This window comes from Kosakonia sp. BYX6, from assembly GCF_038449125.1.
In the GTDB taxonomy this organism is placed as follows: domain Bacteria; phylum Pseudomonadota; class Gammaproteobacteria; order Enterobacterales; family Enterobacteriaceae; genus Kosakonia; species Kosakonia calanthes.
Genome location: NZ_CP151800.1, coordinates 1,181,432 through 1,200,235 on the forward strand (window position 1 = coordinate 1,181,432; position 18,804 = coordinate 1,200,235).

Genomic DNA, 18,804 nt, shown 5'->3' on the forward strand with positions numbered 1-18,804 from the left:
GCCACATTAGAAACCCAGGCTGTCGAGCAGGTCGTCGACCTGATCTTGCGTTGCCACGACACCGGCTTTGGTGCTATCAACCTGCGGGCCGTTGACCAGCGACACTTCCGCTTCTTTCTGTTCCTCAGGCTCGTCGGGAACATAGGCCAACAAGACCTGAATCAGCTCTTTCTCAACCGTTTCGATAAGCGACATCATGCGGCGGATAACCTGACCGGTCAGATCCTGGAAGTCCTGCGCCATCATGATTTCCATCAGATGTTCGTCGGTCGTGCGCGCCATTTTCGGGGTGTGCGCCAGGTATTGACGGGTTTCAGTTACCAACTCGCGGGCATCGGCCAGTTCAACTGGCGCGGCGAACCATGCATCCCAACGGGCCGCTAAGCTGTCGCCGTTCGTGATGATCGCTTCCTGAAGAGGACGGGCTTCTTCCACACAGGTGAGCACGCGCTCGGCGGCCTGCGCGGTTTTGGCCACCACGTAGTTCAACCGTTCGCGCGTGTCCGGTATGGCATCTGCCGCTTCAACGATGGTGCGATCCAGCCCTAAGTCGACCAGGCTGTCACGCAACAAACGCGTCAGTTGCCCTACTCGGGAAAAGATGCCTTTGAAGTCTTCTTCAGGTTGCGTATTTTCCGGGGTCGTCATGGTTTACCAGCCGATTTTTTCAAAGATTTTGTTCAGCTTTTCTTCAAGCGTTGCGGCGGTAAACGGCTTCACGACATAGCCGCTGGCACCGGCCTGCGCGGCGGCAATGATGTTCTCTTTCTTCGCTTCGGCGGTCACCATCAGCACCGGCATGGATTTCAAATTCTCATCGCTGCGGATCTCGGTGAGCAGTTGCAGGCCATCCATGTTGGGCATGTTCCAGTCGCTGATAACGAAATCAAAAGTGTCGGAACGCAGTTTGCCGAGCGCATCCTGACCGTCTTCGGCTTCTTCAACGCGGTTAAAGCCCAAATCCTTCAGCAGATTGCGCACAATGCGTCGCATGGTGGCGAAGTCATCAACAACTAAAAAACGTAAATTCTTGTCGGCCATTGTTATTTCCTGAATCAATAAATGGGAACGGTGTATTGGGGTAATGCTTAAATCCTGCGCGCATGACCCGCAGAATGGTTGAGCATGTGCTGGCTAATGTGCTCAAGATCGACAGTTTCACAAGCGCCGCCGAGGGCAATCGCTTCACGCGGCATACCAAAGACCACGCAGGTACGTTCACTCTGCGCGATGGTCCAGGCACCGGCTTCACGCATTGCCAGTAATCCGGCGGCCCCGTCACTGCCCATGCCCGTTAAAATGGCGCCGACAGCGTTTTTCCCCGCGCAGCGCGCGACGGAATGAAGCAGGGCGTCCACTGACGGACGGTGGCGGTTAATGGGCGACTCATCACTCAACGTGACGTGATAATTCGCCCCGCTGCGCGTCAGCTCCATATGAAAACCGCCCGGCGCGATATAGACATGACCAGGTAGAACCCGATCGCCTTCTTCGGCTTCTTTCACCGACATCTGGCATAAACCGTCCAGCCGTTTCGCGAACGATTTTGTAAAACCTGGCGGCATATGTTGCGCAATCACGATGCCCGGACTGCTGGCCGGCATCGGGACCAGCAAGTGGCGCAGCGCCTCGGTTCCCCCGGTGGACGAACCGATAGCAATAATTTTCTCACTGCCGATCAGCGGTGCATGGGCTACGCGCGGTGGCACAGGCTTATTGTCGCGACGGCGAATTTGCGCTTTTGCCGCCATGCGGATTTTGTCGACAATCATTTCGCTGTAATGCGCCATGCCATCCTGCAAGCCGGTTTCGGGCTTGGTGATAAAGTCCACCGCGCCGAGTTCCAACGCGCTAAGGGTGATATCCGAACCACGCTTGGTCAGCGAAGAGAGCATCACCACCGGCATTGGGCGCAGGCGCATCAGGCGATCTAAAAACTCCAGCCCGTCCATCCGCGGCATTTCGACATCAAGGGTCAATACATCCGGGTTGTGTTGCTTAATGAGATCACGGGCGATGATGGGATCGAGGGCCGTTGCCACCATTTCCATATCGGGTTGTTCGTTGACAATGCCCGTCATTATTTTGCGAATCAGCGACGAGTCATCAATGCACAGCACCTTAATCTTTTTCATCGTTTTTACTCCGCCAGGCGGTAAACAGACTGTCCGAGCAAACGAAATGGACTGTTCATATTTTGAAAATGTTCAGAGTGACCAACGAACAGCAGCCCACCGGGCTTGAGCATTTTCGCGAAGCGCTGTAACAACTTCTCTTGGGTATTCTGATCGAAATAAATCATTACGTTACGGCAGAAAATCGCATCGAAAGGGGCGGGAATGTCCCACTGGTTTTCGATCAAATTCAGCTGGCGGAACTGCACGGTGTTGCGAAACTCGCTTTTGATTTTCACCATCTTTGACTGCTCGCCCGTACCGCGTAAAAACCAGGTTTTCTTTTGCTGTTCGGTCAGGTTGTCGATATCGCCCAGGCGATAAACGCCCTGGGTAGCTTTTTCCAGCACATCGGTGTCGATATCAGTCGCCAGCACGCGTGGGCCAGTGATACTGCGGCCTAACGCCGCTTCCAGCGTCATGGCAATCGACCACGGTTCTTCACCGGTAGATGCCGCCGCGCACCATACGTTGTACATGCCGGAACGGGACTGAGCATGTTTCGCCAGCGTCGGAAAGTGGTACGCCTCGCGGAAAAACGAGGTCAGGTTGGTGGTCAGGGCGTTAATAAACTCCTGCCACTCTTTACTGGTCGGATTGTTAACCAGCATCGCGGTGTATTCATCAAAACGCTGCATGTTCAGGTCACGCAGGCGACGGGAAAGGCGGTTGTACACCATGTCCCGTTTTTGCGGCGTGAGCACAATGCCCGCGCGCTGATAAATCAACTCGCTGATTTTTTCTAATTCATTACCGTTTAGCGCAACGTGAGCGCTCTGAGACTGTTCGGTAATTGAAAACGTATTTTTCTGGCTATTCGTCATAAGTATTGACTTAAACCTACAGGTATTAATGAAAATTGCAGGTGATGCTGAAATGAAACATCGGCGAAATGCCGGGTATTTTATTAACGAAAATAAAACATCCCGACTTATTACGCCGTGAAAGATAGCAGCGATATTTTTTCTTTAATCGGTAATGAGATAATGCTTAGGTCTTATACCGGCATGCTCATGATTTCCTGATATGCACTGACTAATTTATTTCGTACTTGTACGCCAAGGTTTAATGCTACCGATGATTTTTGAATAGAAACCATCACATCATTTAAGCCAATGCCTTCCGCACCTGAAAGATACGCTTGTGACTGACTTTTTGCCTGTGTTTGCATATCGCTAATATTGTTAATGCTATTAAGCAAAATATTAGAGAATTGTGAATTGCTTTCTGTTTTACGCGTCGAGGCAAAAGGGTTCAGCGACGACACATCTGAGACTTGTCTGGCTTGGGATTGAATCTGATCCAATACCCCGCCTAGTGTATTTATAGACATAAAAATGACCTTACTAGTTATTGGCCGCAAGCTTAACATGTGGTGCGAAAAACAGCATAACGTGAATAGCTGACACAAATTTCACCTTATTACCACTTAGAAAACCGGGCTTTCTGTAGATAATACGCAACCGGGAATTTCCCTGAGAAATACATTTGAGTTTATTAATTCGTTACCAGATGAGCCGAGCCGTAATAGCTTGCACTCTTTATTGCGGCGTTCACTTTTACAGGACATTGGCATGACTGCCACAAACACCGGTAGTAAAAAGAAAGGCATTGTCGATGTAAAGGCAGTGCTCGAAAATATTCGGGTTAATCCCCGCATAATATTTTTCATCGCTGCTGCGGCAGCTATTTCCATTGTCATCGCGTTGTTGTTCTGGGCGAAAGAACCGGATTATCGCGTGCTGTACAGCAATATTAGTGAAGAGGATGGCGGAGCCGTTGTCACCCAGCTTCAGCAGATGCAGGTCCCGTACCGTTTTGCTGAGAATAACGGTGCTATCGAGATCCCTGCCGAGCAGGTGTATGAAGTGCGCCTCAAACTCGCCCAGCAAGGGCTGCCGAAAGGCGGCGCGGTGGGCTTTGAACTGCTGGACCAGGAAAAGTTTGGTATCAGCCAGTTCAATGAGCAGGTGAACTTCCAGCGTGCGCTGGAAGGTGAACTGTCGCGCACCATCGAAACGCTTGGCCCGGTACGCTCCGCGCGGGTTCATCTGGCGATGCCGAAACCGTCGCTCTTTTTACAGGATCGCAAAGAGCCTTCCGCGTCCGTGACGTTGAATTTGATCAACGGCAGAACGCTGGATTCCGGTCAGGTAAACGCGATCTCTTACATGATCTCCAGCGCAGTGCCGGGATTGAGCGCCGATCGCGTGACTATCGTCGATCAGAGCGGTCATTTGATATCGCAAAACGGCGCGCAGGCGACGCAGACCACGCAGCTGCAATATGTCCGTAAGGTGGAAGCCGATTACCAGAGCCGTATTCAGGCGATTCTGGCCCCGATTGTCGGTGTGCAGAACGTCAGAACGCAGGTGACCGCGCAGGTTGATTTCACCCAGCATGAGCAGACGGCTGAGCAGTATCAGCCGAACAGTCGCCCGGAAAACATGGCGATCCGTAGCCGTCAGAGCAGCAACAATGAGCAAGGCGGTAAGAATGCGGTGGGTGGCGTGCCGGGTGCGTTAAGTAACCAGCCGCCAGCGCCGGTTGCCACACCGATTGAGAACCCTGCAGCCCAACAGGCGAACGCGCAGGGCGCGGCGAACAACACGGCAAACCGGAATGCAGCACCAGCGCAAACGCCTGCACCGACATTGACGCCGTACAACAAGCAAAGCGACGAAACCACGAACTACGAAGTGGATAAAACGCTGACGCACATTAAGCGCAATACCGGCACGCTCGAACGCTTGTCCGTTGCGGTGGTGGTGAATTTTGTACCTGGCAAAGACGGCAAAACTGCCGCGCTGACCAAAGCTCAGCTTGATCAGATTAATGCGCTGGTGAAAGAGGTGATGGGCTATTCCGACAAACGCGGCGATACGCTGAATGTCGTGAACACGCCGTTTACCGACCAGGAAGAAGAAGCGCCAATTCCGCTGTGGAAACAGCCTGAAGTTATCAAGCTGGGAATGTCCGCCGCGCGCTATCTGCTCGTTGTGCTGATTGCCTGGATCTTGTGGCGTAAAGCGGTGCAGCCGTTCTGGACTCGCCATCAGGAGCTGCTGATCCAGCGTCTGGAGATGGAGAAAGAGGCTCGCCAGGCGGAGCTTGATGAACAAGTTCGTAAACGCCAGAGCGCTGAAACTGCGAAAGCGCAGCAGCGTGTCGAGACGGAGCAAGAGGCGCAGCACCTGCGTGAAATGGCTGACCAGGAGCCGCAGGTTATCGCTCTGGTTATCCGCCAATGGTTGAATAAGGAGCAGAAGTCGTCATGAACGCCGCCGAGAAAAGCGCCATAGTCATGCTGACGCTCGGTGACGAGCGTGCAGCCGAAGTCTTTAAACACCTGAATACGCACGAAGTAACGCTGATCAGTGGCGCGATGGTCGCTATGGGCACCTACACCCACGATCAGCTCGCTATCGTGATGAAGGAGTTCCGTAAGGACTCCGGTGAGTTTGCGGTGCTCGATGTAAACACCAACGAATACCTGCGCAGTGTGCTGGTGAAAGCGTTGGGTGAAGAGCGCGCCAATAATCTGCTGGAAGACCTGCTGGATGCCAACGATGAGCGCAACGGTATTGAGACGCTCAACTTTATGGAACCGCAGATGGTCTTCGATCTCATCCGTGATGAGCATCCGCAGATTATCGCCACCATTCTTGTGCATCTGAAACGTAGCCAGGCGGCCGATCTGCTGGCGAAATTTGATGAGCGTGAACGTAACGACATCATGCTGCGTATCGCCACTTTCGGCGGTGTTCAGCCGGTTGCATTGCAGGAGCTGACCGAAGTGCTCAACAACTTGCTGCATGGCCAGAACATCAAACGCAACAAGATGGGCGGTGTTCGTCCTGCGGCCGAGATCCTCAACCTGATGAAATCTCATCAGGAAGACGCGGCTATCGAAGCGGTACGCGAATACGACCAGGAACTGGCACAGAAAATTATCGACGAGATGTTCCTGTTCGAAAACCTGGTCGAAATGGAAGACCGCAGCATCCAGCGTATCTTGCAGGATATCGACAACGAGTCGTTGATCGTCGCCCTGAAAGGTGTGGACGAAGCGCTGCGCGACAAGTTCTTCCGCAATATGTCCAAGCGTCAGGCCGATATTATGCGTGATGATTTGAACTCTCGTGGCCCTGTACGTATGTCGCAAGTCGAAAACGAACAGAAAGCTATTTTGCTGGTGGTGCGTCGTCTGGCGGAAACCGGCGAGATTGTGATTGGTGGAGGCGACGATGCCTACGTCTAATTCCCGGTGGCAGTCCTGGCGGCCTGAAAATTTGCTTGATGATTCCTTTAGTGAGGAGCGCGAACTGCGTGCTGCGATGCCGGCCAGCGACCCGGCAAGCGAAGCCGCGTTACAGGTTGAGTTATCCCGCCTGCGTCAACAGGCCGAGCAAAAAGGTTTTGCGGCGGGCCAAACGCGTGGCGTAGAAGAGGGCAAAAAGCTCGGCTACGCGCAAGGCTTCGAGGAAGGCCGCGAAGAGGGTATCGAGAAAGGGAAAGCCGAGTACCAACAGTTACAGCAGAAGCAGTCCGATGAATTCGCGCAGCTGATTGATAACGTAAAAATCACGCTTGATAACCTCGATAGCGTCATGCCTGCGCGTCTGGTGCAGGTCGCCCTGATGGCGGCGCGCAGCTTGCTCGGTGAAAGTGTGGTGTCAACCACCACCAACGCCTGGCTACTGACGCGCATTCAACAGCTGTTGCAGGAAGACACGAAGCACTTGAATCAGGTGAAACTGTGGGTCAGCCCGGAAGAGTCTGCCGCAGTGCAGGAGCAACTCGGTGAAGTGTTGCACTCCCGTGGTTGGGAACTGTGTACCGACGATCAAATGCTGCCGGGCGGCTGTCGCTTAACCACCGACGGTGGCGAACTGGACTCCACCACGGAAACGCGCTGGAACGAGCTGTGCACGCTGAGTCGTGAGGACTTCTCTTTATGACCGCCCGCTTAAAAAAGTGGATTGATGGTGTTGCCCTGCGCGAGAGCCGAATCGCAACGCTGCCGCTGTTTCGCCGCTATGGTCGCTTGACGCGCGCAACCGGTCTGGTGATGGAGGCTGTTGGCCTGAAATTACCCATCGGCACGCTCTGTATTGTCGAGCGCGAAAGCGAAGAGGGCATTCAGCGGGTCGAAAGTGAAGTGGTGGGTTTCAATGGTGAAATCCTCTACTTGATGCCCCTTGAGAACGTGGAAGGCGTATTGCCAGGTGCGCGCGTGTATGCGCTCGGCAATAACATTAAAGGCAAATTACTGCCGCTCGGACCGGAACTGTTAGGCCGCGTGTTGGATGCCAGCGCGCGCCCGCTCGACGGCCTGCCGCCGCCGGTTACCGCTGACCGTGGGCCGCTGTTTACGGCGCCGTTTAACCCGTTGCAGCGCGATCCGATCAAAAACGTGCTCGATGTCGGCGTTCGCGCCATCAACGGTTTGCTGACCGTCGGGCGCGGTCAACGTATGGGGCTGTTCGCCGGTTCCGGCGTTGGCAAAAGCGTGCTGCTGGGGATGATGGCGCGTTTCACCAAAGCGGACGTGATTGTCGTTGGGCTGATTGGTGAGCGTGGCCGCGAAGTCAAAGACTTTATCGAAAACATCCTCGGCAAAGATGGCCTGAAGCGATCCGTGGTGATTGCCGCGCCGGCCGATGTGTCGCCGATTTTGCGTATGCAGGGCGCGGTTTATTCCACGCGTCTGGCGGAAGACTTCCGCGATCGCGGCATGAACGTGCTGCTGATTATGGATTCGCTAACCCGCTACGCGATGGCGCAGCGTGAAATCGCCCTCGCCATTGGCGAGCCGCCCGCGACCAAAGGCTACCCACCTTCGGTGTTCGCCAAACTGCCTGCGCTGGTGGAGCGTGCCGGTAACGGCATCAAAGGCGGCGGTTCGATCACCGCGTTCTATACCGTGTTGACGGAAGGGGACGATCAGCAGGATCCGATCGCCGACTCGGCGCGTGCGATCCTCGATGGTCACGTGGTGCTTTCCCGTCGCCTGGCGGAATCGGGCCACTATCCGGCGATTGATATTGAAGCATCGATCAGCCGTGCGATGACCGAGCTTATCGATCCGAAGCATTACAAAAAGGTGCAGCGCTTTAAGCAGATGCTCTCTTCCTTCCAGCGTAACCGCGATTTGGTCAGCGTGGGCGCGTATGCGGCGGGCAGCGATCCGTTGCTGGATCAGGCGATTGCGCTGTACCCGCAAATGGAAAGTTATTTGCATCAGGGCATACATGAGTCCTGTGAATATAAAGACTCGTACGACGGGCTTTCCGCGCTGTTCCCGGAAAACGACGCAACATAATGTGAGGGCATGTTGATGGCCAGTCAAAACCCGATGGATGTGCTGCGCGAGTTGGCAGAAAAAAAGCTGAACGACACCACAACGCGACTGGGTTCGGCTCGGCAAACGCATGCTCACGAAACCACGCGTCTCGATCAACTCAGAGTCTACGCGCAAGAGTACCGCCAGCAGCTCCAGTCGACGATTGTCGACAACGGCGTATCCATTATGGCGCTACAGACGCACCAGCATTTTCTGACCTCGCTGGATGGCGTCGTAGAGCAACAAGTCAGGAGAGTATCTGCCAGTCAGTACACGGTGGATAACGTGCAGGAAGCATGGAGAAAAGATAAGCAGCGGCTGAATGCTTTCGAAGCACTGAAAAACCGTGCCGACGCACAGCGATTGTTAAAAGAGAACCGGCTGGAACAGAAAATGATGGATGAGTTCGCCCGTCGCGCCAGCCAAAGGAATACATAAGATGATTATCAAAAATTCAACCCCAGCTTCCCAGCCAGATGCTGGACGCCAGACGGCATCAACGTCGTCTGCGCAGGAAGAGGGGCCGTTTTCTTCCGAACTGAAAAAGCAGATGTCATCGGGACAAACGCAGAAATCGGAAGATCCACGTTCGCCGCAGGACAAAACCAAGAAGCATGTTGACAAGAAAGCGGCACCGGCTGACGCGAGCACGCAGGTTGCCGCAACGCCGTTACCTGCCGATCCGCTGGCGGACGCCGCCAAAAACTTGGCGATGCCCATTGATGTCACCACGGCGGATGCGCTGTTGGCGCAGGGCGCGCAGACTGCGCAGCCTTCGCTGGCCGATCTGGCGGCACTGCCGCAAGAGGCGACCGATCCGGCACTCGCCGCTGTTCCGGCGAGCGGTCTGCCAACTACCGCATTACCGGTGGATGCGCAAACGGCTGATCCTCTTACTTCGGTGAATTTCACCGCCGTGCTGAACGACAAAGAAGCGACGGCGGCAAAAGCGGGCAAAGAGGGCGCGTCGGAGGGCGTGAAGTTCCAGGCGGCAGCCCAGGTCGCGAAGCCAACCGCGCCGTTAACGGACAAAACCGTTGACGGGACGCGGCCACCGTCGCAGTTACCGGCCAGCGACGCCAGTACGTTAACGGCCAATACGCAAGCCGCGCCGGTTAGCGAAAGCCTGACCAATGCGCTGCATGCCTTCAAAGCAGGGGAACCGGTGCTGACGCCGACCACCGTCGCACAGGCCGCACCGATAACGGCTGCGGCAACAACGCCAGCCGTATCGACCACGGCAGTGGCAACCGGCGCGTTGCAGGCGGAAGTGGGGACACCCGCGTGGCAGCAATCTTTAGGTCAGCAGATCGCGGTCTTCACCCGTAACGGTGTTCACCATGCGGAACTGCGCCTGCATCCGGAAGATCTCGGTTCATTGCAGGTCAGCCTGAAGGTGAATAACGATCAGGCGCAGGTGCACTTTGTTGCCGAGAGCCACCAGGTCCGTGCGGCGTTGGAATCCGCACTGCCGAACTTACGTACCATGCTGCAAGAGTCCGGGATTGAGTTAGGGCAGAGCAGTGTGGGTGCTGACACCTCTTCTTCGGCGGGTGATGCGCAGTCTGGCAACGGTACCGGACAAGGAAAGTCTGATAGCGCGCAAGGCGATCTCACTATTTCGGCGGAAGAAGAGCGTCCTGTATTAACCCGCGTTATGCATTATTCTCGCGGAATCAATACCTTCGCCTGAGGCTAAAGTGCTAACTGGCAAGGTGCTGACAGTAATTTCAGTTTTTCAATGAATTGTACTTGATGGGTGCTGTATTAAAATAACGGCATCCCATCAGGTCATCCGCCCAACGTATGATTCTTGATTTATTTTTTATTACAGAGTTATTCATCAAATGCCGAAGAAGAAACCAGCAGCGCAAAGCGGGAAAAAAAGCCCGCTGTTAATATTACTCATCCTGTTAATTATCCTGGGTATCTGCGCAATTGGCGCGTATGCCTATGTGGAAATCAGCAAGTTGAAGAATCAGGTCACGGATATGAATTCCGGTAAACCCGTTGCCAAAGAGGTTGTTCCTGTCGTGCCGGTTTATATGGATCTCGATACGTTTACCGTCAGCCTGAAACCGGATGCTCAGGACAGCGATCGCATTCTTTATATTGGTCTGACCTTGAAAGTGACCGACGCGAAAACGAAAACTTTGTTGGAAGAACATCTTCCGGATGTTCGTAGCCGTTTATTAGTGCTGTTCTCGCAACAAACAGCGGCGGAATTAACTGGCGATCAAGCGAAAGCCATGCTCGCGACAAAAGTAAAAGATGCGGTTAATGCATCAATTCCTGAACAGCATAAACCGATGGTGACAAACGTCCTGTTTAATGCATTTATCTTACGGTAATCATAATGTCGGACAGCATTTTATCCCAGGATGAGATTGATAATCTTCTTAACGGCGGTTCCAGCAGTAAAACCGAAACTGCCGTAGTGCCAGTTTCGGCAGAAGATAATATTAAGCCTTATGATCCTAATACGCAGCGTCGAGTTGTCCGTGAACGTTTATATTCGTTAGAAATGATCAACGAGCGTTTCGCGCGTCAGTTTCGCATCGGCTTGTTTAATATTTTGCGCCGTAGCCCGGATGTGACGGCGGGGAATATAAAGATTCAGCCGTATCACGAATTTGCCCGCAATTTGCCGGTGATGACCAGTCTTAACCTGATCAACATGAACCCACTGCGCGGGACGGCGTTGTTTGTTTTTTCGCCGAACCTGGTGTTTACCGCAGTGGATAACCTGTTTGGTGGCGATGGACGGTTCCCGACCAAAGCCGATGGGCGTGAGTTTACCCCGACAGAACAGCGCATTATCCAGCGTATGTTGGCGATGGCGCGTGAAGCTTACGACTACGCCTGGAAAACGATTTTCAAAATCAAAACGGAATTTGTGCGTTCTGAATTGCAGGTGAAATTTACCAATATCACCTCGTCACCGAATGACATTGTGATCACCACCCCTTTTCAGGTGGATATTGGATCGCACAGCGGTGAATTACAGATCTGTATTCCGTTTAGCATTATTGAGCCGATTCGTGAGCTTCTGACGAACCCGCCACTGGAAAACTCCCAGCACGAAAATAATCAGTGGCGCAACTCGCTGGCGACACAAATGCGTGATACCGAACTGGAACTGGTGGTGAAATTTGCTGAGATTTCCACCCGCTTGTCCAAAATTATGAATTTGAAACCGGATGATGTTATTCCGCTTGATAAACCTGAAGAGATCGGTGGCTTTGTCAACGATGTCCCTGTGATGAAAGGTAAATATGGCAGCGCGAATAATCAATATGCTATCCAGGTTGATGAATTGAAGAACTCAACATTATTAGGTTTAAAGAAGGAGTAATGGTCGTATGAGCGATATGGAACAAGATTCAGGCTCAAATAAGTCTTCGCTCGGCGACATTTGGGGCGACGCAATGAGTGAACAGTTGTCCAACGAAAGTAATGCCGACGTGCAATCTGAGGCGGCAGATGTAATGGTTAATTTGTCTGAAGATTTAAATCTGGTGCTCGATATCCCGGTCAAAATGACCGTGGAATTAGGCCGCACCAAAATGACGATCAAGGAGCTGTTAAGACTCAGCCCAGGTTCCATTGTTTCACTTGATGGCCTGGCGGGTGAACCGCTCGATATTTTGATCAACGGTTATTTAATTGCGCAGGGCGAAGTGGTTGTCGTTTCCGATAAATTCGGCATTCGTATCACCGATATTATTACGCCGTCCGAACGCATGCATCGCTTGAGCAGATAATGAATACGCATTCGCTTAATACTGTTCAACCAGTATCCGGCGGGCCAGCGATGGCCCCAGTCTCAATGGGCAATATTATTGGCGCGCTGGCGCTGGTGCTGTTGTTGATTGTGGCCGTCGCGTGGGTTTTCCGCCGCACTGGTGTTGCTACACGAATGGTAAAGGGAAATAGCATTCTTTCTGTTAAACACACCCAGTCAATCGGTGCGCGCGAGCGCCTGGTCGTGGTTGAAGTGGACGACAAATGGCTGTTGCTGGGGGTGACGCAAGACAACATCACTAACCTGATGACGATGGAGAAAAAAGCGGAGCTTGAGAGCGTGAAGCCGGCACCGTTTATCTCCAGTTTTCAGACGGCATTGGTGAACTGCATTGCCCAGCGCAAAGGTGAGAGCAAAAAATGAAACGCAACGCTCGCCTGCTGACGGCAGTGCTTGGCACAGGTTTAATTGTTGCCGGGATTTTGCTGCCCGCGCACCAAGCCCTGGCTGCTAACAATGACATTCTGCTTTCACATTCCGGGAATGGTGAAAGTTGGTCATTACCTATACAAACGCTTGTTCTGCTGACATCGCTGACCTTTTTACCGGCGATTTTGCTGATGATGACAGGTTTTACCCGCATTGTGATTGTGCTGGGGTTGCTGCGAAATGCCCTCGGTACAGCCAGTACGCCGCCTAACCAGGTGCTGCTCGGGTTGGCGTTATTTCTGACCTTTTTTGTGATGTCGCCGGTGTTCAACCGCATTTACGACGAAGCCTGGGTTCCGTTGTCGCAGGACAAGATCTCGATGGAAGTGGCGATTGAGAAAGGTTCACAGCCGCTGCGCGCCTTCATGCTCAAGCAGACCCGCGAAGGGGATCTGGCGCTCTTTTCCCGCATCGCCAAAGCAGGTGATTTTGACACCGCCGCCGATGTGCCGATGAGCATTCTGGTGCCCGCTTTTGTCACCAGCGAGTTAAAAACCGGCTTTCAAATCGGTTTTACGATGTTCATTCCCTTTTTGATCATCGACCTGGTGGTAGCCAGCGTCCTGATGGCGCTGGGGATGATGATGGTGCCGCCGGCCACGATTTCGCTGCCGTTCAAGCTGATGCTGTTTGTGCTGGTCGATGGCTGGCAACTGGTTATCGGCTCGCTGGCGCAAAGCTTTTTTAGTTAGAGAAACAGAGAATGACGCCTGAAAGTGTTATGCAACTGGGGTTCCAGGCCACCAAAGTCGGGCTGATGATCGCCACACCGTTACTGATAGCTGCGCTGGTGGCGGGTCTGCTGGTCAGCATTTTGCAGGCCTCGACGCAAATCAACGAAATGACCTTATCGTTTATTCCGAAGATCCTGACGCTCGTTGTTGTGCTGATCGCCTGCGGCCCGTGGATGCTGACTACGCTTGTGGATTATATGCGTGGTTTGTTCACCAGCCTTCCGTACCTTATTCGTTAAGCATGTTTACGCTCTCACTGGTTCACCTGTATGACCACGTAAACCAGTTTTTCTGGCCGTGCCTGCGCATGCTCGCGCTGTTTGGCGCGGCCCCTATCTTCAGTGAAAAGCCGTTGAGCTCGCGCTTCAAAGTTGCGCTGGCGTTGATAACGGCGTTCTTGATTGCCCCACAATTACCGGACAGCGGCATTGCCATCGCCTCGTTGGATGGCTTTTGGGCCTGCTGTCAGCAACTCATCATTGGCATTGCGATTGGGCTCTCGGTTCAGTTGATTTTTGTCGCCGTGCGTCACGCGGGCGAAATCATCGGCATGCAGATGGGCTTGTCATTCGCCATGGTCTACGACCCCAGCGGCGGCCCGAGCATGCCAGTCATTGCCCGATTGTTAAATCTGTTCGTCACGCTGCTGTTTCTGACCTTCAACGGCCACCTTTATATGCTGGAAGTGCTGGCAAACAGCTTTGTCGCATTCCCGGTGAGCGCGGTGCCGCTCGGGCCTGACGGATTTCTTGCAATGGTGCAGGCCGGGACGATGATTTTCCGTTACGGCTTGATGCTCGGCCTGCCGGTGATCACCTTGCTGCTCTGTCTTAACTTGACGATGGGTTTGCTCAACCGCCTGACACCACAGCTGTCCATCTTTGTGATTGGTTTCCCGATTTCATTGACTGTCGGCATGGTTGCCATGTCGCTGGTCATGTTCACGCTTGCGCCTTTCTTTGAAAACATGATGGGCGGGATCTTCGATTACCTGTTTGTGATCTTGACGGGGTTCAGATAACGCATGAAAGGGCACGTCGTTTTTTTTCACTGTTTACCACATTGTGTCACCGGAGGTGACGTACACCAGGGAAGGGGTTATGAGCGGAAAATCCTCCGTCACTACAGCTAATGTTCTGATATATAGCGAAGATATTTTCTCAGCCAGGGGGCTTATCAACCTGATTAAGCTCTATCGGCCTAATTTGCGGGTTAGCCATATTCGCAGCGTTGAAGAAGCGAGCCTGGCGGTAAGCGGCAAAGTGCGGATTATGGTGGCGGTGGCGACACAGGCCACCAATCTGATGTCGTTGATGCAGACGATGCAACATTTGCGCGGAACGTGCCAGGACTTGCCATGCCTGGTGCTGTGCGAAGATCTCAACCCGGTTCTCCCTGCGCTGTTACCGGATGTTCCCACGTTGGGGCTGAATTCACCTATCCGTCAGGTTTTTGAAACCGTCACGGGATTGCTGTCGAAGAAGGGCGCAAAACAGCAAGCGCTGTCTGCGCTACCACTGTTAACGCAGCGCCAGCGCGAAGTGTTGTGCTTGCTGGCTTCTGGTTCCAGCGCACAGGAGGTTTCATCCACATTGGGGATCAGCCTGAAAACCGCCTATGTTCACCGACGTGATATTTTGACGCGCCTGAATATCTGCCCGAGTTATTATCGTGGCGTCTTTACCGGGCGTTTGTCATAACAGTTTGCCGGGCGCAGAAACACGACAGCCTCGCGTGGTCACGTGATATTGACCAGCGAGGCTGTCGTATTTACCCGAGGGGTTATTTGCCCGGAGATCGGACAACGCTTTTCATTACTGAAGCGGGGTGGACGTACCCGCCACAAAATTCAGCATCGGGCTCTTTTTCATCGCTCTTGATGGCGGTACACACAGGCTACAGGTAAAGCCATTAAACATATGTTCTGGTGTGGTGATAAAACTACCGCCACAGCAATCGCACTGCGTCTGTTTCAACATTCCGCCGTCGATAAAACGTAACAGCGTCCATGCACGGGTTAACCCCAGCACCGGTTTTGAATCGGCATCTGCCAGATCGTGTTCCAGATACATACGGTACGCTTTGAGCATTAACTCAACCTGGCGCCCTTTTTCAACTTTCTGCAAATAACAATAAATATTATAAAAAATGGACGAGTGAATATTCTGTTCCCACGCCATATACCAGTCGGCAGAGAAAGGCAGCATTCCCTTCGGCGGCGAATTTCCTTTCAGCTCTTTATAAAGCTTTAATAGCTTTCGACGGCTGAGGCTGGTTTCACTTTCCAGTACCTGCATCCTGGCGCCGAAATTAATCAGTTCCATCGCAATTTGCGCGTCTTTAATTTCAGACATGATGCTTTTTTCGTGCAACATTGAGTCTTCCATTATGCGGCCTCGTTGCTATCGTCACTGATGGCATTAAGCAGATTGCTCGACAGAATAATCCCGGTGTGCAAGCGCTGAAGCGCATCGATACGCGAGTCTTTCGTCAGGCAATTGATCACGACCTCATCATCAATGCGTAAGCGGCTAATCAGCTGTCCTGTAGAAGAGAGTTTAATCAGCTGCGGCAGTGATAAATGATTTAATGTTTCCAGCGTAGTTTCATTCAAACCCAAGCGGAAACCGGCTGCAATTTTATCTTCGCGAATCAGACGCTGTGCCAATAATAAATAGGACAGGTTCAGATCCTGGATAGATTGCATTTGTTCATCTAAATTGTGTTCGTTCATCAAGTTGCTCCCGTAAAAACTGGCAATTAATGCGAGCTTTTACTATTATTTAACAAATAAATATGCGAGCAACCACGTTATTTCGATAAGGTTAAACTAATTAATAAAACAAACTTTACTCTATTATTTTGCAGGTGAAGATTTTTATTTCCCGCTTTAATTGTCTTTAGGTTGTTCCTGAAGACACGAATAAGCTTACACAACTGCCTTAATTCAAACAATCACGTAAATGCGGAAAAAACAGGTTATTCGTATGACCGGTTTTAGGTTTTTTATAAATCTTGATGTTTTTTAATGATTTAGGTTAAGTTTAAATGTGAGCGTAATTTTAATTACATAACTCGGCGGAAATAAATGAGAAAACGTCGCTTTCTCGTAACGCGCTTATCTTATTGAATTTATTCTGATGGTGATTAATTTTGTAATGTATTCTCATTATCAGGATAATAATGAGATAAATCGTAAGGGTAATTATTTACAGGTGATTATCTGCTTTTAAATCGGCGGTTCGCTCAGGCTCACACATCAAACTCCATTTCCCTAACAACAACGCTACAAATAACCCTCTTTTTACCCTGCCTGCTTGGGTTTACACCCTGCGACTTATAAGATAATCCTCAGTATTGTTTACAAATAGTACTATTCACATTGTTTATTGTTTCTGGTAGTTATTATCACAAGCGCTTAACAAGGTTGATTTTGGGTATCGTTTTATTTTGCATTCGCTGGTGGGTATCTATTTGAAATACTTTGGAAATTGGCGAAAGCGTAAAGCATTGCTTTTCATGCTTCCCTCATGCTGCCGCGTTGGCTGGCACGGACCGGGTAGTTGAACGATGTACGATCCTTCTCAGCACAGGTATGCAGTAAAGACGTTGTCAGGGAGCACGATCGCAATAGTTGTGATTGGAAGAACTCTTACTGTGAATATCTATGAGGACTAAAAATGAGCGTTGATTCTTACAGCCAGACAGGAGATACAAGCACTTCCGGTTCGCTTACCTTTGGGTTGAAATCGAACTATGACTTCATTGTGTGCGGTGCCGGCTCAGCCGGATGTGTGGTTGCTGCACGTTTATCCGAGTTGTTGGATGTTCAGGTCTTGCTGCTTGAAGCGGGGGACGATGATATCAGCCCAACCATTTACGACCCTGGCAGTTGGCCGTTGAATTTGGGTTCTAAATACGACTGGAACTTCGTCGGCGAACCGAATCCCCATCTCAATGATCGGCGGCTACCTTTAAATATGGGAAAGGGGCTGGGCGGGGGCTCAAGCATCAATGTGATGGTTTGGGCGCGCGGCCATAAAACCGACTGGGATTATTACGCGGAGGAAACGGGTGAAGCGAGTTGGGGATATGAGTCGATTCTCAGCTATTACCGGCGAATCGAGAACTGGCAGGGTGAACCCGATCCGCTACGTCGCGGCAACAGTGGGCCGGTGTATGTTGCGCCGCCCGTTGATCCTCAACCCTTGGCGCATGCCACCCTTGAAGCGGCCAGTGCGTTAGGCATTCCACGCTTTGACAGCCCGAACGGCAAGATGATGGAAGGCGCAGGCGGGGTGGCCTTCGCCGACTTGCGCATTCGCACGGGCCGACGTCAGTCGGTCTATCGCTCTTATGTCTACCCGCGTATGTATCAACCCAATCTAACGGTGGTGACCCATGCGCAGGTCACGCGATTGCTGTTTGAAGGCAAACAGGTGATTGGTGTTGAAGCGGTGATCAATGGCCAACTCTGCCGCATCGGCGCACTGTGCGAAGTGATTATGTCGATGGGCGCGATTCAGACGCCAAAAGTGTTGATGCAATCGGGGATTGGCCCGCAGCAAGCGCTGAGCGCGCATGGCATCAACGTCGTCGAAGATCTTCCGGGTGTCGGGCAAAATCATCAGGATCATGTCGCTTTTGGCTGCACGTGGGAATACCGCACGCCGCAACCTGTCAACGCGGGCGGCTGCGAGTCTACGCTGTACTGGAAGAGCGATACGCGCCTCGACGCGCCGGATCTGTTGCAGTGCCAGCTTGAATTCGCGGTGCCGTCGCCGCCCGAAGTGGGCACTGAACCGCCTGAGCATGGTTGGTCTATGTTCGCCGGGCTGGCACGACCGAAAAGCCGTGGAAGTGTGCGGCTGTCAGGCCCGAACCCTGACGATCCGCTATTGATTGATCCTAACGTGCTCAGTGAGCCGGAGGATCTGGACGCGGCTTTCGCGAGTGTTGAACTGTGCCGGGCGATTGGCAACCATCCGCATTTCGACAAGCTCATCAAGCGCGAAGTGACACCGTTGCCTCGCGAGCGTCGCCAGATGGAGCAATTCATCCGCAACTCGGCGGTGACGTTCTGGCACCAGGCCTGCACGGCGAAAATGGGGCGCGATGCGATGTCGGTGGTCGATGGGCAGCTGCGGGTCTACGGCATTAAGAACCTGCGTATCGCCGATGCGTCCGTTTTGCCGCGAATTCCCGTTGGCAACATAATGGCGCCATGTGTGGTTGTGGGTGAACGCGCCGCCGATCTCATCAAAACGACACACGGGTTGCACACCGTGGGATCGCACTATTTCTGAGGGTAAATTA

General features: G+C 52.5%; 22 protein-coding genes. 15 read left to right on the forward strand and 7 right to left on the reverse strand.

Annotated features, from left to right (window positions below; translation table 11 throughout):
* Positions 1-6 precede the first annotated feature (6 nt).
* From cheZ to fliE, 5 genes are all read right to left on the reverse strand, one after another.
* Positions 7-648 (reverse strand): protein phosphatase CheZ, encoded by a 642-nt coding sequence (cheZ, locus tag AAEY27_RS05600; protein ID WP_342323921.1) that lies wholly within the window; start codon positions 646-648, stop codon positions 7-9.
* 3 nt (positions 649-651) lie between these two features.
* Positions 652-1,041: a chemotaxis response regulator CheY gene (gene cheY / locus AAEY27_RS05605; protein WP_342323922.1), complete on the reverse strand. Its 390-nt coding sequence runs from the start codon at positions 1,039-1,041 to the stop codon at positions 652-654.
* 47 nt (positions 1,042-1,088) lie between these two features.
* Positions 1,089-2,135: a protein-glutamate methylesterase/protein-glutamine glutaminase gene (locus AAEY27_RS05610; RefSeq protein WP_342323923.1), complete on the reverse strand. Its 1,047-nt coding sequence runs from the start codon at positions 2,133-2,135 to the stop codon at positions 1,089-1,091.
* Positions 2,136-2,140: 5 nt separating this feature from the next.
* Complete coding sequence (locus AAEY27_RS05615) at positions 2,141-2,998, reverse strand: CheR family methyltransferase (RefSeq protein WP_342323924.1); 858 nt, start codon at positions 2,996-2,998, stop codon at positions 2,141-2,143.
* Between the two features lie 173 nt (positions 2,999-3,171).
* A complete protein-coding gene (gene fliE / locus AAEY27_RS05620; protein ID WP_342323925.1) occupies positions 3,172-3,507 on the reverse strand; it encodes a flagellar hook-basal body complex protein FliE in 336 nt (111 codons plus the stop codon).
* Positions 3,508-3,748: 241 nt separating this feature from the next.
* On the opposite strand from fliE, the gene fliF reads away from it, so the two are divergent.
* The 14 genes from fliF to AAEY27_RS05690 all read left to right on the forward strand — a co-directional run bounded on the left by fliF (position 3,749) and on the right by AAEY27_RS05690 (position 15,188).
* A complete protein-coding gene (gene fliF / locus AAEY27_RS05625) occupies positions 3,749-5,452 on the forward strand; it encodes a flagellar basal-body MS-ring/collar protein FliF (protein ID WP_342323926.1) in 1,704 nt (567 codons plus the stop codon).
* Complete coding sequence (gene fliG / locus AAEY27_RS05630; RefSeq protein ID WP_342323927.1) at positions 5,449-6,435, forward strand: flagellar motor switch protein FliG; 987 nt, start codon at positions 5,449-5,451, stop codon at positions 6,433-6,435. The genes fliF and fliG overlap by 4 nt, the downstream gene beginning before the upstream one ends.
* Entirely contained in the window at positions 6,422-7,135 is a 714-nt protein-coding gene (locus AAEY27_RS05635; protein ID WP_342323928.1) for a flagellar assembly protein FliH, read from the forward strand. Before fliG ends, AAEY27_RS05635 begins: the two co-directional genes overlap by 14 nt.
* The gene (gene fliI / locus AAEY27_RS05640) at positions 7,132-8,499 is read left to right on the forward strand and encodes a flagellar protein export ATPase FliI (protein ID WP_342323929.1); all 1,368 of its coding nucleotides are present in this window, start codon (positions 7,132-7,134) and stop codon (positions 8,497-8,499) included. Before AAEY27_RS05635 ends, fliI begins: the two co-directional genes overlap by 4 nt.
* A 15-nt stretch (positions 8,500-8,514) precedes the next feature.
* Positions 8,515-8,958: a flagellar export protein FliJ gene (gene fliJ, locus AAEY27_RS05645; protein WP_342323930.1), complete on the forward strand. Its 444-nt coding sequence runs from the start codon at positions 8,515-8,517 to the stop codon at positions 8,956-8,958.
* A 1-nt stretch (position 8,959) separates the two neighbouring features.
* Positions 8,960-10,213: a flagellar hook-length control protein FliK gene (locus tag AAEY27_RS05650; RefSeq protein ID WP_342323931.1), complete on the forward strand. Its 1,254-nt coding sequence runs from the start codon at positions 8,960-8,962 to the stop codon at positions 10,211-10,213.
* Positions 10,214-10,367: 154 nt separating this feature from the next.
* The gene (fliL, locus tag AAEY27_RS05655) at positions 10,368-10,871 is read left to right on the forward strand and encodes a flagellar basal body-associated protein FliL (RefSeq protein ID WP_342323932.1); all 504 of its coding nucleotides are present in this window, start codon (positions 10,368-10,370) and stop codon (positions 10,869-10,871) included.
* 5 nt (positions 10,872-10,876) lie between these two features.
* Positions 10,877-11,875 (forward strand): flagellar motor switch protein FliM, encoded by a 999-nt coding sequence (fliM, locus tag AAEY27_RS05660; protein WP_342323933.1) that lies wholly within the window; start codon positions 10,877-10,879, stop codon positions 11,873-11,875.
* A 7-nt stretch (positions 11,876-11,882) separates the two neighbouring features.
* Positions 11,883-12,284, forward strand: coding sequence for a flagellar motor switch protein FliN (gene fliN / locus AAEY27_RS05665; RefSeq protein ID WP_342323934.1), 402 nt, complete (start codon positions 11,883-11,885; stop codon positions 12,282-12,284).
* Positions 12,285-12,334: 50 nt separating this feature from the next.
* Positions 12,335-12,688: a flagellar biosynthetic protein FliO gene (gene fliO / locus AAEY27_RS05670; RefSeq protein ID WP_342323935.1), complete on the forward strand. Its 354-nt coding sequence runs from the start codon at positions 12,335-12,337 to the stop codon at positions 12,686-12,688.
* A complete protein-coding gene (fliP, locus tag AAEY27_RS05675) occupies positions 12,685-13,446 on the forward strand; it encodes a flagellar type III secretion system pore protein FliP (RefSeq protein ID WP_342323936.1) in 762 nt (253 codons plus the stop codon). Before fliO ends, fliP begins: the two co-directional genes overlap by 4 nt.
* A gap of 11 nt (positions 13,447-13,457) precedes the next feature.
* The gene (fliQ, locus tag AAEY27_RS05680; RefSeq protein ID WP_342323937.1) at positions 13,458-13,727 is read left to right on the forward strand and encodes a flagellar biosynthesis protein FliQ; all 270 of its coding nucleotides are present in this window, start codon (positions 13,458-13,460) and stop codon (positions 13,725-13,727) included.
* Positions 13,728-13,729: 2 nt separating this feature from the next.
* A complete protein-coding gene (gene fliR / locus AAEY27_RS05685; protein WP_342323938.1) occupies positions 13,730-14,509 on the forward strand; it encodes a flagellar biosynthetic protein FliR in 780 nt (259 codons plus the stop codon).
* Positions 14,510-14,588: 79 nt separating this feature from the next.
* Positions 14,589-15,188 (forward strand): helix-turn-helix domain-containing protein, encoded by a 600-nt coding sequence (locus AAEY27_RS05690; RefSeq protein WP_342323939.1) that lies wholly within the window; start codon positions 14,589-14,591, stop codon positions 15,186-15,188.
* A 114-nt stretch (positions 15,189-15,302) separates the two neighbouring features.
* Here AAEY27_RS05690 and flhC read toward each other — a convergent pair whose 3' ends face one another.
* Positions 15,303-15,860, reverse strand: a complete 558-nt coding sequence (gene flhC, locus AAEY27_RS05695; RefSeq protein WP_342325473.1) for a flagellar transcriptional regulator FlhC — start codon at positions 15,858-15,860, stop codon at positions 15,303-15,305.
* A gap of 14 nt (positions 15,861-15,874) precedes the next feature.
* Positions 15,875-16,222 (reverse strand): flagellar transcriptional regulator FlhD, encoded by a 348-nt coding sequence (flhD, locus tag AAEY27_RS05700; RefSeq protein ID WP_342323940.1) that lies wholly within the window; start codon positions 16,220-16,222, stop codon positions 15,875-15,877.
* A 946-nt stretch (positions 16,223-17,168) separates the two neighbouring features.
* On the opposite strand from flhD, the gene AAEY27_RS05705 reads away from it, so the two are divergent.
* On the forward strand, positions 17,169-18,794 hold the full coding sequence (locus tag AAEY27_RS05705; protein ID WP_342323941.1) for a GMC family oxidoreductase: 1,626 nt from the start codon (positions 17,169-17,171) through the stop codon (positions 18,792-18,794).
* Positions 18,795-18,804: the final 10 nt, after the last annotated feature.